This window comes from Nonomuraea sp. NPDC001636 (assembly GCF_040298265.1).
Taxonomy (GTDB): domain Bacteria; phylum Actinomycetota; class Actinomycetes; order Streptosporangiales; family Streptosporangiaceae; genus Nonomuraea.
This window is the reverse complement of record NZ_JBEOZT010000017.1, coordinates 184,792-198,808: the sequence shown is the minus strand read 5'-3', so window position 1 is coordinate 198,808 and position 14,017 is coordinate 184,792. Positions and strand designations below refer to the sequence as shown.

Below are 14,017 nucleotides of genomic sequence, written 5' to 3'. Positions count from 1 at the left end.
GAGGTATGAAGATCTGGCGAATCGTGCTTCTGCCGGCGCTCGCGCTGGCCGTCACGGCCTCCGCGCTGCCCGCCGAGGCGGTGGCCACGCAGCGGAAGGTGCTGGTCGACCTGCGCGAGGAGGGCGGCTTCGCGGGGCTGCTGAACCGCGTGACGGTCTACACCGACGGCTGCTTCCGGCTCAGCCGCCGCACCGGCCCGGTGGTGACCAAGTGCCTCACGGCCAGGGAACACCGCCAGCTGCGCGGCTACCTGAAGGAGCTGAGGATCGGCCGGTCCGAACGCCCGCCGCAGGGCGCGGACTTCCTCAAGTACACGCTGACCCACAAGGGTCACCACGCCACGCGGTACACGCTGCCCCGCACGTGGAAGCCGGTGGTGGCGCACCTGGACAAGGTCCTCGTCAAGTACTGGGCCCCGGACTGACCGCAAACCCTCTCCATCAAGCGATTGACCAAGGGGGCGGGACGGAACTACGGTCGGTCGTATGAGACCTGCCGACAGCGGACAGCCGGCCGTGATCCTCAAGGCGGCCACCCAGCTCTTCGCCGCGCTCGGCTACGACGGCACCTCGACGCGCCAGATCGCCGACGCGGCGGGGATGAACATCGCCACCGTCAACTACCACGTGGGCGGCAAGCGGGAGCTGTACCTGGCCGTCATGGAACGTGCGCACCGGGCGGAGAAGGCGGCGCTGGACCAGGCGCTCGCCCGTCTGCCCGGTGACGACCCGGTCGCCTCCATCCACCGCCTGGTGGACGACTACCTCGACTTCTGCGCGGACAATCCGGAGATCCCCGCGCTGTGGATGCACCGCTGGCTCTCCGACGCCGGCGACATCACCGAGCTGGAACGCCAGTACGTCCAGCCCCTGGTCTCCGCCGTCACCGGAGCGCTGCGCCCGGCGGTCGAGGCCGGCGTGATCGACGGCACGGTCGACCTGGAGTACGCCATGTGGACGGTCATCTGGTCGATCCACGGCTTCGCCAAGGGCGGCGTGCTCGACGCCGACGGCCGCCGCAGGGGCGCGGGCGACCGGGCCGCGCTGCGCCGCTTCCGCGCCCACCTCCACCTCACCCTCCACCGCACCCTCGCCCTCCCCGGCGACCCCCGATGACCGACGTCCGGCCCTCCGCGACGGCCCCGACGGTCACCGGGCGGCCGAGTCGCGGACGGCTGCTCGGCTACGGCGTCGGCTCGGTCGGCACCGGCGTGTTCTCCGCCGTCCCCGGCCTGCTGCTGCTCTACTACCTGACCGACATGCTGGGCGTGCCCGCCGCCGTCGCGGGCGCCGTCCTGGTCGCGCCGAAGATCTGGGACGTGCTGCTCAACCCGCTCGTCGGCGCCGCCAGCGACCGCGAGGCCGTGCGCACCGGCCGCCGGACGCGGCTGCTGGCGGTGGGCGCGGCCACGCTGCCGGTGGCGTTCGCGCTGATGTTCGCCGTGCCCGGCGGCGTCACGGGCGGCGGCGGGGCGGCGTGGTCCGGGGTGGCGTTCCTGCTGGCCGCGACCGCCTTCGCGAGTTTCCAGGTGCCGTACGTGGCGCTGCCGGCCGAGATGTCGGCGAGCCCGGCCGAGCGGACCAGGATCATGTCGTGGCGGGTGGTGTGCCTGACCGTCGGCATCCTGGTCGCGGGCGGCCTGGCCCCCGCCGTGGTCGACCTGGCGGGCGGCGGCCGGCCGGGGTACGCGGTCATGGGCGTCGCGATCGGCCTGGTCATGGCCGCCGCCCTGGTGGCCGCCACGCTGGGCACGCGGTGGGTGTCGTCGCGTCCGGGGCCCCGGCAGCTCGGCCCGGCGGCGGCCTTCCGCCTGGCCCGGGGCAACCGGCCGTTCTTCGCGCTGCTGGCGGCGTTCGTCACGCAGGCGCTCGGGGTGGCGGTGATGCTGGCGGGCGCCCCGTACGTGGCCTCGTACCGGCTGGGCGACTACGGGCTGACCTCGGTGATGTTCGTGTGCCTGGTGGGCCCGAGCATGCTCGCCGTACCGGCCTGGGCCCGGCTGGCCCGCGCGTACGGGACCGTGCGCTGCTACCTGGCCGCCTCGGCCGGGTTCGCCGTCGTGGCGCTCGCCCTGGTCCCCGCCATCGCGACGGGCAGCCTGGCCGCCACGCTGGCACTGACCGCGCTGGCCGGGGTCTGCTACGCCGCGCTGCAACTGCTGCCGCTGTCGCTGCTGCCCGACACCGTGCACGCCGACGCCGCCCGTACCGGCCACGCCCAGGCCGGCGCGTTCACCGGCCTGTGGACGGCCGGCGAGACCGCCGGGCTCGCGCTCGGCCCCGGCCTGTTCGCGCTGGTCCTGGCGGTGTCGGGGTTCGTCTCCGCGCCCGTGGAGTCGCCCGTCGCCCAGCCCGCCGGCGCGCTGACCGGGCTGCTGCTCGGCTTCACCGCGCTGCCCGCCCTGCTCATGCTGATCAGCCTGCCGTTCGTCGTCCGCTACGGCCGGCTCGCCCTCGCCCCCGCCGTCGCCCCCGCCAAGGAGAACGTGTGACCCTCCCCCTGTCCGGAAGAACCGCCGAGGACCTGCTGTCCGAGGTGGCCAGGATGAAGCAGCACGACCTGCCGGTGCGGGGCGGGCAGGTGACCGCGTACGTCTACGACACCGGCCGGCCCGAGGTGCACGAGGCGGCGGCCCGCGCGTACGCCGAGATGCTGGAGGTCAACTGCCTGGACCCGACGGCGTTCCCGAGCATCGTCGAGATGGAGAAGCAGGTCGTGGGCGCGGTCGCCGACCTGCTCGGCGGCGGCCACGGCGTCTTCACCAGCGGCGGCACCGAGTCGATCATGCTGGCGGTCAAGGCGGCGCGGGACGCGGCCGGGCGGCCCGGCGCCAACCTCGTGCTGCCGGTGACCGCCCATCCGGCCTTCCACAAGGCGGCCCACTACCTGGGCCTGCGGGTCAAGGCCGTGCCGGTGGACCTGGAGACGTACAAGGTGCGGGTGGCGGACGTCGCGGCGGCGATCGACGAGGACACGGTCCTGGTGGTGGTCTCGGCGCCGTCGTACCCGCAGGGCGTGATCGACCCGGTCGCGGAGGTCGCCGCGGTGGCGGCCGAGGCGGGCGTGGCCTGTCACGTGGACGCGTGCGTGGGCGGCTGGCTGCTGCCGTGGCTGCGGGAGGCGGGGGCCGACGTGCCGCCGTTCGACCTGTCGGTGCCGGGGGTCACCTCGCTCTCCTGCGACCTGCACAAGTTCGGCTACGCGCCGAAGGGCGCCTCGGTGGTGCTGTTCGCCGACCCGGCGACGCGGCGCAAGGCGTACTTCGCCTCGGCCGCCTGGCCTGGCTACACGATCATCAACGCCACCGTGCAGAGCTCCAGGTCGGCCGGGCCGCTCGGCGGCGCGTGGGCCACGCTCCAGGCGCTCGGCCGGGAGGGCTACGTGGAGCTCGGCCGCGCCACCCTCAAGGCGGCGGCCCGGCTCAGGGAGGGCATCGCCGCGATCCCCGGCCTGCGGGTCCTGGGCGCGCCCGAGTCGTCGCTGGTGGCCTTCGCCGGGGACGACCTCGACGTGTTCGTGCTGGCTGACGCGGCCCGCGAGCGCGGCTGGTTCCTGCAACCGCAGCTCTCCTACGCGGGGATCCCCGCGAACCTGCACGTCACGGTCACCGGCGTGACGCTGAACGGCGTGGAGGCGATGCTCAGGGTGATCGCCGAGGCGGCGGAGGCGGCCCGGCTGCGCGGCCCGGCCGTGGTGCCGGACGGCCTGGTCGAGCTGATCGCCGACCTGGACCTGGACGCCCTGGACGACGCGACCTTCGCCGAACTGGCCGCCTCGGTGGGCGTGGACCTGCGTCCGGGCGCGGGCCAGCCGGGCATGGCGACGGTCAACGCGGTCCTCGACGCCCTGCCCGCCGAAACCAGGGAAGCCCTCCTGCTCCGCTTCCTGTCGGTGATGTACGCCTCCTGACGGGCTCAGGAAAGGTCGAACTCCCCCTTGGCGGCCCCGTCGAGGAAGGCGAGCCATTCGTCCCGGGTGAAGGCCAGCGTCGGGCCTTCACCCCGGTCTTTGGTGTCCCTGACGAGAACGCCGTCATCCGGTTGCCGCATCACCTCGACACAGCTCCCGCCGTTGTCGCCCGACGCCGTGGCCTTGGTCCATTCGCCCGTACGGAGACCGCTCGCCTCACTCATAGCTCTCCATCACTTCGCGGATGATCTCGCGGCTCCTGTCCACGGGATACGCCATGCCGGACAGGGCCTCCCATCGCACAATAAGCGCTTGCACCGTACTGGCGCGATTGGTCACCCTGCCTTCCTCGGCGCTTTCCAGGTAGGCGTGATCAGGCCCTCCGTCCAGGAGCGTGGCCACCTCGAAGGCTCCTAGGCATCCCACGGTGAGCCCCGCCTTCAACGGGACGATCCGCAGCGTGACATAGGGCGGGTTGAGCGCATCGAGCAGCTTGGCGAGCTGCTCTCGCATCACCTCCGGACCGCCGACCGGCCGGTGCAGGACGCTCTCATCGACGAGGGCCGAGTACATGGGCGGGGACAGGCCGGCGAAGACACTTTGCCTGTGGAGACGGAACTGCACGGCCCGCTCTGCTTCCTGCTCCGTGGCTCCCGGCGCTCCAAGGAACACCCGCCTGGCGTAACTCTCCGTTTGGAGCAGGCCGGGGATCAACATGGGCTCCGACGTCCTGATGGTGTGGGCCGCCGCCTCGACCTTGGGCCACTCGCGGAACCAGCGCGGGCCCAGCGCGCCGTGGATCTGGGGCAGCAGCTCCGTCAACTGCCCCTTGAGGCCGAGGGCCTTCTCCACTTCGCGGGTGAAGTCCTCGCTCGGCTTGCGCAGCAGGCGTTCCACGTGCCCGACCGCGCTCTCGCTGTAGGCCAGCCGGTCCGCCAGACGCTCCTGGCTCAACCCGTGGTCCGTACGGAAGGCACGCAGGCGTCTGGCGTACTCGGCCCACGCTTCCGCTTCTTCTTCCTTCGGCATGTCACGCCCTTCCCACAACCGTTCACGCTGAGCTATGGCGTACTCACTGTAAGGAACTGTAGGGCCGATTCCAGGGGCTCGTCAGCCGAATCACGCGCATCCTCAGAACCTGCGTACAAGCGGTCTCAGCCTGTACGCCCATCCCGGAGGTGATCATGTCCAGTTCCCTGCATGCGGGCGTCAAGGTGTGGACGGTCGGCGAGCTCGACGACCCGGCGATGCTGCCCCGGCTGGCGCGTACCGAACTGGCGGCGTGGCTGGGAGCGGATCACCAGGCCCTGGACGACCTGCGGCTGATCGCCTCGGAGCTGGTCGCGAACGCGTTGCAGCACGCGAAGGCACAGTGGGTGCGGCTGTCCCTCGCCCCGGAGGCGGGGTTCTGGCGGCTGGCCGTGACCGATCCGGGCCGGAACGGGCTGGTTCCGCGGCCCCGCGTGCCGGCGGACGCGGACGAGTCGGGACGCGGACTCCGGCTGGTGCACGAGCTGACCACCGGACTGTGGGGGACCTACCAGGACAGGGCCGGCGAGCGGGTGGTGTGGGCACTGCTGCCCCGATAGCGGAGTTTCGATACCCGGGTTGCGAAATGCCGCCCTCCGGGATTACGCTACTCAGGTAGCGAAAAGGAGGCAGGGCATGGTGGGACGACCGCGCAGGACCGACGTCGACGAGGGTGTGCTCAGGGCCGCCACCGAGCTGCTGCTCGCGCGCGGCTACGCCGGCCTGTCCCCCGACGAGGTCGCCGAGCGGGCCGGCATCGCCAAGACCACGCTCTACCGCCGCTGGCCGACCAAGGACCACCTGGCCCTGGCCGTCGTCAACCGGCTCCAGGACCACGACGAGATCACCGACACCGGCGACATCCGCCGCGACCTGCCCGCATACCTGGAGAAGATCGCGGCCGGGCTCAACCGGATGCGCGCGGCCGGCCGCGCGCCCGATGACGACGACGCCTCGGCGGGCACGGTGGCCGAGCTCGTGGCCGCCGCCGCCCGCCACGCCGACGTCGGCGAGCTGGAGCGGCAGATGTACGCCCGCCGCAACACCCTGGCCCGCGCCCTGCTCGAACGGGCCAGGGACCGCGGCCAGCTACGCGCCGACCTCGACGTGGAGGCCCTGTTCGACCAGCTCGCCGGGGCCCTGTACTACCGCGTCCTGATCACCGGCTCCCCCGTCGGCCGCGCCTACGCCGAACGCCTCGTGGAGACAGCACTCCGCGGCGCCCTCTCCGAGAACGGATAACACCATGTCGCTCATCGACCCCCGCAGCACCGCCGTCATCCGCTCCGTCGACGCCGAGGTCATCGGCGGCCCGCCCAGCACGGGCCGCATGCTCCTCGACTCCAGCGCCACCGGCGGCGCCCTGAGCACCATGCGCATCACGCTCGGCTCGGGCGCCGACGGCGCCGTGCCGCACACCCACACCACCGCCTCCGAGATGTTCTACGTCCTCGACGGCCGGGCGCAGGTGCTGGCCGGCGACGAGGTGATCACCCTGGAGCAGGGCGACGTCGCCGTCGTCCCGCCCCACGTGGCCCACGCCTTCGCCGCGGCCCCCGGCGCCGAGGCCGACCTGCTGATCGTCATCACGCCGGGCGTCGAGCGGTTCGAGTACTTCCGCCTGCTGGCCCGGCTCAAGACCGGCGAGGCCACGCTCGAAGAGCTGCTGGCCTCGCAGGACCGCTTCGACAACCACTTCATCGACAGCCCCGCCTGGGCGAAGGCCCGCTCCTGAAGGGTCAGACCTTGGTGATGCGCACGGCGTCGGCGATCACGTAGCCGGTCGCCGAGGTCCACCGGCTCACCCCGACCACGTTGTACGTCCCGGCCGCCAGCGTGTACGTCCCCAGCACCCGCCAGGCGCCGCCGCCGGTGCGCTGGTCCACGTTGACCGTCTGGTTGCCGCCCGAGGCCGCCACGATGTGCGGCGCGGAGCCGTTGTAGCCCGCGTTGGCCGGGTACCAGACCTCCACCCGGTAGCTGCCCGCGCTCGGGATCGCCGCCCGGAACCAGGCCGGGTCGCTGGCCGCGACCGGGTCGGCGAAGCGGTAGTCGGCGCCGTTGGCCTGGGTGGAGTAGCTGGAGGTGCCCCAGGAGGAGGAGGCCGTGAAACCGGCGTCGGCGTTGTCGATCACGACGCTGAAGCCGCCCGTGCCGCCCGCCGACCGGCCCTCGCTCGGCGCGCTCTCCTGGTGGGTCCTGCTCAGCGCGGTCACGTAGTAGGTGGACGCGCCGCCGCCGGGGTCGGTGTAGGACTTCTGCCTGGTCGTGCCGATCAGGTTGCGGGCGTCGGCGAAGAAGCACGGATCGGCCGAGGGCGGGGTGCCGGCCACGCGGTAGACCGCGTACGCCGTGCCGGAGCCGGTCCAGGTGAGCTGGACGCCGTTCGAGCCCGCGGTGGCCGCGGTGATCGCAGGCGCGGCGGGCGCGGCCGCGGAGCCCCGGGCGGGCAGCAGGGCTGGCTTGGCGTAGTGGTCGGCGACCAGCTTGGTGATCGCCCCGATCCGGTCGGCCTTGACGTCCTTGGCGCTGAAGTACACGTCCCCGGCGATCTCGGGATGTTTCCTGTTGTCGTACAGGTGGTCGCTCAGCTCGGCCGGGTCCTGCCAGGCGGCCTCCTGGCCCGAGGCGCCGGCCCGGTAGGCGGCCTGCCCCACGACGAGCTGCACGCCCGTGCCGCGCACGACGTCCGACCACCACGCGGTCAGCACCTCGTAGGCGGCCGTCGAGAACCCGATGTGCCAGTAGATCTGCGGCGCCAGGTAGTCGATCCAGCCCTGTTTGACCCACTGCCGGCTGTCGGCGTAGATCGCGTCGTAGGACTGGAGGCCGGAGGTGCGCGAGCCGAGCGGGTCGGTCGAGGAGTTGCGCCAGATCCCGAAGGGGCTGATCCCGAACGACACCCACGACTTGGCGGTGTGGATGCGCTGGCCGAGCTCGCGGACGAGCAGGTTGACGTTGTCCCGCCGCCAGTCGGCGATGTTCGGGAACGCGCCGCCGTACTGGGCGTAGGCGGCCGAGTCCGGGATGGCCTGGCCGCTGACGGGATAGGGGTAGAAGTAGTCGTCGAGGTGCACGCCGTCCACGTCGTAGCGGGTGACGGCGTCCATGATCGCGTCCTCGATGAAGTCGCGTACCGCCGGGATGCCCGGGTTGTAGTAGAGCTTTCCGCCGTAGGCGAAGCGCCAGTCGGGGTGCTGCCGCGCGGGGTGCGTGGAGATCAGCTTGGTCGGGTCGTCGTTGTTGGCGACCCGGTACGGGTTGAACCAGGCGTGGAACTCCAGGTTCCGCGCGTGGGCCTCGCCGACCATGAACGCCAGCGGGTCGTAGCCGGGGTTCGTCCCCTGGGTGCCGGTCAGCCATTGCGACCACGGCTCGTACGGGGACGGCCAGAACGCGTCCGCCGTCGGCCTGACCTGCACGATCACGGCGTTCATGCGCTTGGCGACGGCCAGGTCGAGCCAGGCCCGGAACTCGGCCTGCTGGGCGGAGACGCTGAGCCCGGTGCGGCTCGGCCAGTCGATGTTGGCGACCGAGGAGATCCACATGGCCCGGAGCTGCCGCTTGGGCGTCGCGGGATCGGTCGCGCAGGCGGCCGCTGCGGACGAGGAGGTGGGGGCTGCGGAGGCGGGGACGGGAGCCACGGCGGTGACGCCAGCGGTGACGACGGCGGCGGTGAGCGCCGCCAGGACGGTACGCAGGAGCGCGGTCACGAAAGGAAGTTTCAGTCCCCTGATCGCGGAGCGCAATAGTTTTCAGGGGCCCAACTTTCCGGCCATCCCCGGGTCGGCGGGCGGAAAGTTTCACCTAACACGTCTGTAATGTCAATTATCGACATTGTGTCAGGGGTGACATACGTTGGGCCGCATTCGGGGCCAAACGCGGGCCGCGGACCCGCGCCCGCGTTCCACCCGTCACCCCCCAACGAGGAGCATCCCCATGATTCTCGCCCGCACGCGATTAGCTGCCCTCGCCACCTCCGCCCTGACCGTCGCCCTGATCACCGCGGGCCAGCCCGCCGCCCAGGCCGCCCGGGAGCCCGCGCTGCCGGCGGCGTTCGCCAAGGCCGCCTCGGCGAGCGACGTGCCCCGCGATCTGCTGGTCGCGCTCGCCTACGCCGAGACCCACCTCGACGACCACCAGGGCAAGCCCAGCGCCAGCGGCGGCTACGGCCTGATGCACCTGGTCAGCAACCCCACGACCCACGCGCTGGAGAAGGCCGCCCAGCTCACCAGCCTGCCGGTCGAGAAGCTGCGCTCCGACAACGCCGCCAACATCCTCGGCGGCGCCGCCCTGCTCCGCTCCTACGCCGACGAGCTCGGCCTCGACGACGCCGGCCGCAAGGACGCCGGCCGCTGGTACCAGGCCGTCGCCAAGTACGGCAACGCCTCCTCACCGGAGATCGCCCGGCTGTACGCCGACTCGGTCTACGAGCAGCTCGGCCTCGGCATCGCGGCACGGGGCGTGACGGTCAAGCCCCAGGAGGTGACCGCCGACCGCGGCGACTACGCCAAGGCCCGCGACCTCAGCGCCCAGGGCGACGTCGGCGTGCTCAGCACCGACTACGGCCCGGCCTCCTGGGTCCCGGCCAGCTCCAGCAACTACACCGCCTCCAGCCGGCCGTCGAGCTACGCGATCGACCGCGTGGTCATCCACGTGACGCAGGGCTCGTACGCCGGGACGATCTCCTGGTTCCAGAACTCGGCCGCGCAGGTCTCGGCGCACTACGTCGTGAAGTCGTCCAACGGCGCCATCACCCAGATGGTGCGCGAGAAGGACATCGCCTGGCACGCCGGCAACTGGACGTACAACACCAGGTCGATCGGCATCGAGCACGAGGGCTACGTCAGCGAGTCCTCGTGGTTCACCGACGCCATGTACCGCGCGTCGGCGGCCCTGACCAAGGCCATCTGCGACAAGTACGGCATCCCGAAGGACCGCGCCCACATCATCGGGCACAACGAGGTTCCCGGGGCCGACCACACCGATCCGGGGCCGTACTGGAACTGGACCACGTACATGAACTACGTGACCGGCGGCGGCACGCCCTCGTGGTCCACCACGGTGGACAACGCCACCTCCGGCCAGTTCACCGCCAGCGCCAACTGGGGCACCTCCGCCTACTCCAGCCAGCGTTACGGCGCCGACTACCGCTTCTCCGACCCGGTCGCGGCCAGCGACCCCGCCTGGTACCAGGCCGCGATCCCCAGCGCGGGCACGTACAAGGTGGAGGTCTGGTACCCGTCCGATCCGGGCTACAACAGCTCGGCGCCGTACATCGTGGCGGCCTCGGGCGGCAACCAGACCGTCTACGTGGACCAGCGCTCCGGCGGCGGAGGCTGGCGCAGCATCGGCACCTTCTCGCTGAACGCCGGCACCTACAACGTCGTCGGCGTCAGCCGGTGGACGGCCGGCACGGGCCTCGTCATCGCCGACGCGGTCCGCATCAGCAAGGTCTGACGGCCCCGCCAGGCCTGAAGCCACCGAAACCGGCTCACACCCTCTCCCCCGGGGGTGTGAGCCATTTCACTTTGCCAATCATGTAATCGATTTCATAAGCTGCCGTGTAATCGATTACACGGAGGAACGATGGCAAGGATCAAGGACGTCGCCGCGCAGGCCGGTGTCTCCGTCGCCACGGTCTCCCGCGTGCTCAACGACAACCCCTCGGTCAACGAGGAGACCCGGCGCCGAGTTTACGACGCGATGAGCGCGCTCAACTACGTGCCGAACGCCGTCGCCCGCTCCCTGCGCACCACCGCGACCAGGACGATCGGCCTGATCATCGGCGACGTCCTGAACCCGTTCTTCACCGAGCTGGCCAGGAGCGTCGAGGACGAGGCCAGGCGCGAGGGCTTCACGGTCGTCATGGGCAACGCCGACGAGCGCGCCGACCAGCAGGACCACTACGTGCGCACGCTGCTGGAGCAGCGCGTCGACGGGCTGCTGATCTGCCCGACCGCCGAGGTCACGCCGCTGGTGCAGCAGCTGGCCGAGGCCGGCCGGCCGGTGGTGTTCCTCGACCGCACGATCTCCGGGCTCGACGTGCCCTCCGTGCGTTCCGACGGCGCCGCCGCCATCGCCGAGCTGGTCCGCCACCTGCGCGAGCAGGGCCACCGCCGGATCGCCCTGGCCTCCGGCCCGGCCACCCTGTCCACCGGCCGCGAGCGCACGGCCGCCTTCGCCGCCGCGATGGCCGCCGAGGGACTGGAGGTGCGCCCCGAGTACGTGCGCCCCGGCGACTTCCGCGAGGGCAGCGGCCGGCGCATCACCGCCGAGCTGCTCGACCTGCCCGAGCCGCCCGAGGCGATCTTCTTCGGCGACAACCTGATGACGCTCGGCGGGCTGGAGGAGATCCAGGCCAGGGGCCTGCGCATCCCCGCCGACGTGGCCGTCGCCTCCTTCGACGACGTGACCTGGTTCAAGCACACCGCCCCGCCGATCACCGCCATCGCGCAGCCGACGGCCGAGATGGGGCGCCTGGCCGTGCGGCTCGTGATCGGCCGGATCCAGAGCGGGCAGGCGGCCGACTCGCACGTCCTGCCGGCGCGCCTGGTGATTCGCCGATCATGCGAGCGGAAAGGGATCATGGAGTGACCGCGGAGATACTCAAGGCCGAGGGCCTGCGCAAGGTCTTCCCCGGCGTCGTGGCACTCGACGGCGTCGATCTGAGCCTGCGCGCCGGTGAGGTGCACGTCCTGCTCGGCGAGAACGGCGCGGGCAAGAGCACGCTGATCAAGATCCTGTCGGGCGCGTACCGGCCGGACGGCGGGCGCGTCACCGTCGACGGGCAGCCGGTGGACATCCGGTCGGCGGGCGACGCCCAGCGGCTCGGCATCGCCACCATCTACCAGGAGTTCAACCTGGTCCCCCAGCTCACCGTCGCGGAGAACCTGGCGCTCGGCCGCCCGCCGCGCCGCTTCGGGCTGGTGGACAAGAAGCGCATGGAACGGCAGGCCAAGGCGCTGCTCGACCGCGTCGGCGTGGACGTCGACCCGGCGACGCCGATCGCCCGGCTCGGCATCGCCCGCATGCAGATGGTGGAGATCGCCAAGGCGCTCGCGCTCGACGCCCGCGTGCTCATCATGGACGAGCCCACCGCCGTGCTCACCTCCGGCGAGGTCGCCAAGCTGTTCACGATCGTCCGCCAGCTCCGCGACGAGGGCGTCTCGATCGTGTTCATCACCCACCACCTGGAGGAGATCGCCGAGATCGGCGACCGGGTGACCGTGCTGCGCGACGGCCGGTCCGTCACCGAGATCCCCGCCGACACCGCCCAGGACGAGCTGGTCAGGCTCATGGTCGGCCGCCCGATCGACCAGCAGTTCCCGCGGCAGGCCGCCGAACGCGGCGAGGCCCTGCTCAAGGTCTCCGGCCTCGGCCGCAGGGGCGTCTTCGACGACGTCTCGTTCGAGGTGCGCGCGGGCGAGGTGGTCGGGGTCGCCGGGCTGGTCGGCGCCGGCCGCACCGAGGTCGCGCGGGCCGTCTTCGGCGCCGACCGCTACGACACCGGCGAGGTCGTCGTCCGCGGCGCCCGCCTGGCGCCCGGCGACGTGCACGCCGCCATGGAGGCCGGGCTCGGCCTGGTCCCCGAGGACCGCAAGGGCCAGGGCCTGGTGCTCGGCGCGGACGTCGCCGAGAACCTGGGCCTGGTCACCATGCGCGCCGCCACCCGCGCCGGCTTCGTCGACCGCGCCGGCCAGCGCAGGGCCGCCGGGAAGGTGGCCGAGCAGCTCGGCATCCGGATGACCGGCCTGGACCAGGAGGTCCGCACGCTGTCCGGCGGCAACCAGCAGAAGGTCGTCATCGGCAAGTGGCTGGTCGCCGACGCGGGCGTGCTCATCCTCGACGAGCCGACCCGCGGCATCGACGTCGGGGCCAAGGTCGAGATCTACCAGCTCATCAACGCGCTCACCGCCTCCGGGCACGCCGTGCTCATGATCTCCAGCGATCTGCCGGAGGTGCTCGGCATGAGCGACCGCATTCTGGTCATGGCCCGCGGCAGGCTCGTCGGCGAGCTGCCCGCGGCCGGGGCCACGCAAGACGACGTCATGGCCCTCGCGGTCACGGATGTGGAGGGTCCCCGTGCCAAGTAGCACCGTTCCGAACAAGCTCACCGGCCGCCGGTCGCCCGCCGCGGCCTGGTTCGCCGAGAACGGCGCGCTCGCCGCGCTCGTCGTGCTGGTCGTGGCGCTGTCGTTGTTGTCCTCCGACTTCCTCAGCGTGACCAACCTGCTCAACGTCGGCGTCCAGGCGGCGGTCACCGCGATCCTGGCCTTCGGGGCCACGTTCGTGATCGTCACCGGCGGCATCGATCTGTCCGTCGGCTCGGTCGCCGCGCTGTCGGCGATCGTGCTGGCCTGGACGGCCACCAGCGCCGGGCTGCCGTGGCCGGTCGCCGTCGTGGTCTCGCTGGCCGTCGGCGTCGTGTGCGGCCTGGTCAACGCCGCCCTGATCGCGTACGGCAAGCTGCCGCCGTTCATCGCCACGCTGGCCATGCTGGGCATCGCCCGCGGCCTGGCGCTGGTCATCTCGCAGGGCAGCCCGATCGCGATGCCCGACTCGGTCTCGCACCTGGGCGACACGCTGGGCGACTACCTGCCGATCCCGGTGCTGGTGATGCTGGTCATGGGCGTGATCGCGGCCGTGGTGCTCAACCGCACGTACCCGGGCCGGGCCATGTACGCCATCGGCGGCAACGAGGAGGCCGCCCGGCTGTCCGGCATCAAGGTCAACCGGCAGAAGCTCATCACGTACGCGCTGTCCGGCGTCTTCGCGGCGGTGGCCGGCATCGTCCTGGCCAGCCGGCTGGCCTCGGCGCAGCCGCAGGCCGCGGCGGGCTACGAACTGGACGCGATCGCGGCCGTCGTCATCGGCGGCGCGAGCCTGTCCGGCGGCAAGGGCAGGGCGCTCGGCACCTTCGTCGGCGCGCTCATCCTCGCCGTGCTGCGCAACGGGCTGAACCTGCTGTCCGTCTCGGCGTTCTGGCAGCAGGTCGTGATCGGCGTGGTGATCGCGCTCGCGGTCCTCGTCGACACCCTGCGGCGCAGGGGAACGAACTAGGAAAAGGAAGTAAAG

The 14,017-nt window shown here is 71.9% G+C and carries 14 protein-coding genes; 11 read left to right on the top strand and 3 right to left on the bottom strand.

Going from position 1 to position 14,017, the window contains the following annotated elements; translation table 11 throughout:
* The first annotated feature begins 5 nt into the window (after positions 1 to 5).
* From ABT158_RS29405 to ABT158_RS29390, 4 genes are all read left to right on the top strand, one after another.
* The gene (locus ABT158_RS29405) at positions 6 to 425 is read left to right on the top strand and encodes a hypothetical protein (RefSeq protein ID WP_352358792.1); all 420 of its coding nucleotides are present in this window, start codon (positions 6 to 8) and stop codon (positions 423 to 425) included.
* Positions 426 to 486: 61 nt separating this feature from the next.
* Positions 487 to 1,116: a TetR/AcrR family transcriptional regulator gene (locus ABT158_RS29400; RefSeq protein ID WP_352358790.1), complete on the top strand. Its 630-nt coding sequence runs from the start codon at positions 487 to 489 to the stop codon at positions 1,114 to 1,116.
* The gene (locus ABT158_RS29395; protein ID WP_352358788.1) at positions 1,113 to 2,492 is read left to right on the top strand and encodes an MFS transporter; all 1,380 of its coding nucleotides are present in this window, start codon (positions 1,113 to 1,115) and stop codon (positions 2,490 to 2,492) included. The genes ABT158_RS29400 and ABT158_RS29395 overlap by 4 nt, the downstream gene beginning before the upstream one ends.
* Entirely contained in the window at positions 2,489 to 3,910 is a 1,422-nt protein-coding gene (locus tag ABT158_RS29390; RefSeq protein WP_352358786.1) for a pyridoxal phosphate-dependent decarboxylase family protein, read from the top strand. The genes ABT158_RS29395 and ABT158_RS29390 overlap by 4 nt, the downstream gene beginning before the upstream one ends.
* A gap of 5 nt (positions 3,911 to 3,915) precedes the next feature.
* On the opposite strand, the gene ABT158_RS29385 is transcribed toward ABT158_RS29390, so the two are convergent.
* Both ABT158_RS29385 and ABT158_RS29380 read right to left on the bottom strand, forming a co-directional pair.
* Positions 3,916 to 4,134 (bottom strand): DUF397 domain-containing protein, encoded by a 219-nt coding sequence (locus ABT158_RS29385; RefSeq protein ID WP_352358784.1) that lies wholly within the window; start codon positions 4,132 to 4,134, stop codon positions 3,916 to 3,918.
* Positions 4,127 to 4,939, bottom strand: a complete 813-nt coding sequence (locus tag ABT158_RS29380) for a helix-turn-helix domain-containing protein (RefSeq protein WP_352358782.1) — start codon at positions 4,937 to 4,939, stop codon at positions 4,127 to 4,129. Before ABT158_RS29380 ends, ABT158_RS29385 begins: the two co-directional genes overlap by 8 nt.
* 155 nt (positions 4,940 to 5,094) lie before the next feature.
* On the opposite strand from ABT158_RS29380, the gene ABT158_RS29375 reads away from it, so the two are divergent.
* The 3 genes from ABT158_RS29375 (at position 5,095) to ABT158_RS29365 (ending at position 6,674) form a co-directional block, all read left to right on the top strand.
* The gene (locus ABT158_RS29375) at positions 5,095 to 5,499 is read left to right on the top strand and encodes an ATP-binding protein (protein WP_352358780.1); all 405 of its coding nucleotides are present in this window, start codon (positions 5,095 to 5,097) and stop codon (positions 5,497 to 5,499) included.
* 76 nt (positions 5,500 to 5,575) lie between these two features.
* Positions 5,576 to 6,181, top strand: coding sequence for a TetR/AcrR family transcriptional regulator (locus ABT158_RS29370; RefSeq protein WP_352358778.1), 606 nt, complete (start codon positions 5,576 to 5,578; stop codon positions 6,179 to 6,181).
* Between the two features lie 4 nt (positions 6,182 to 6,185).
* Positions 6,186 to 6,674, top strand: coding sequence for a cupin domain-containing protein (locus ABT158_RS29365; protein ID WP_352358776.1), 489 nt, complete (start codon positions 6,186 to 6,188; stop codon positions 6,672 to 6,674).
* A 4-nt stretch (positions 6,675 to 6,678) separates the two neighbouring features.
* Here the strand turns inward: ABT158_RS29365 and ABT158_RS29360 are convergent, their stop codons facing one another.
* On the bottom strand, positions 6,679 to 8,652 hold the full coding sequence (locus ABT158_RS29360; RefSeq protein ID WP_352358774.1) for a family 10 glycosylhydrolase: 1,974 nt from the start codon (positions 8,650 to 8,652) through the stop codon (positions 6,679 to 6,681).
* A gap of 226 nt (positions 8,653 to 8,878) precedes the next feature.
* Here ABT158_RS29360 and ABT158_RS29355 point away from each other — a divergent pair, with 226 nt between their 5' ends.
* From ABT158_RS29355 to ABT158_RS29340, 4 genes are all read left to right on the top strand, one after another.
* Positions 8,879 to 10,399, top strand: a complete 1,521-nt coding sequence (locus ABT158_RS29355) for a golvesin C-terminal-like domain-containing protein (RefSeq protein WP_352358772.1) — start codon at positions 8,879 to 8,881, stop codon at positions 10,397 to 10,399.
* A gap of 129 nt (positions 10,400 to 10,528) precedes the next feature.
* Entirely contained in the window at positions 10,529 to 11,536 is a 1,008-nt protein-coding gene (locus ABT158_RS29350; RefSeq protein ID WP_352358770.1) for a LacI family DNA-binding transcriptional regulator, read from the top strand.
* Positions 11,533 to 13,035: a sugar ABC transporter ATP-binding protein gene (locus ABT158_RS29345; RefSeq protein ID WP_352358768.1), complete on the top strand. Its 1,503-nt coding sequence runs from the start codon at positions 11,533 to 11,535 to the stop codon at positions 13,033 to 13,035. Before ABT158_RS29350 ends, ABT158_RS29345 begins: the two co-directional genes overlap by 4 nt.
* Positions 13,025 to 14,002: an ABC transporter permease gene (locus ABT158_RS29340; protein ID WP_352358766.1), complete on the top strand. Its 978-nt coding sequence runs from the start codon at positions 13,025 to 13,027 to the stop codon at positions 14,000 to 14,002. The genes ABT158_RS29345 and ABT158_RS29340 overlap by 11 nt, the downstream gene beginning before the upstream one ends.
* Positions 14,003 to 14,017: the final 15 nt, after the last annotated feature.

Excerpts from the sequence above, each read along its gene's own strand:
- ABT158_RS29355 (WP_352358772.1), top strand. The coding sequence starts at position 8,879 with ATGATTCTCGCCCGCACGCGATTAGCTGCCCTCGCCACCTCCGCCCTG.
- ABT158_RS29395 (WP_352358788.1), top strand. The coding sequence starts at position 1,113 with ATGACCGACGTCCGGCCCTCCGCGACGGCCCCGACGGTCACCGGGCGG.
- ABT158_RS29400 (WP_352358790.1), top strand. The coding sequence starts at position 487 with ATGAGACCTGCCGACAGCGGACAGCCGGCCGTGATCCTCAAGGCGGCC.
- ABT158_RS29385 (WP_352358784.1), bottom strand. The coding sequence starts at position 4,134 with ATGAGTGAGGCGAGCGGTCTCCGTACGGGCGAATGGACCAAGGCCACG.
- ABT158_RS29405 (WP_352358792.1), top strand. The coding sequence starts at position 6 with ATGAAGATCTGGCGAATCGTGCTTCTGCCGGCGCTCGCGCTGGCCGTC.
- ABT158_RS29380 (WP_352358782.1), bottom strand. The coding sequence starts at position 4,939 with ATGCCGAAGGAAGAAGAAGCGGAAGCGTGGGCCGAGTACGCCAGACGC.
- ABT158_RS29350 (WP_352358770.1), top strand. The coding sequence starts at position 10,529 with ATGGCAAGGATCAAGGACGTCGCCGCGCAGGCCGGTGTCTCCGTCGCC.
- ABT158_RS29365 (WP_352358776.1), top strand. The coding sequence starts at position 6,186 with ATGTCGCTCATCGACCCCCGCAGCACCGCCGTCATCCGCTCCGTCGAC.
- ABT158_RS29370 (WP_352358778.1), top strand. The coding sequence starts at position 5,576 with ATGGTGGGACGACCGCGCAGGACCGACGTCGACGAGGGTGTGCTCAGG.
- ABT158_RS29375 (WP_352358780.1), top strand. The coding sequence starts at position 5,095 with ATGTCCAGTTCCCTGCATGCGGGCGTCAAGGTGTGGACGGTCGGCGAG.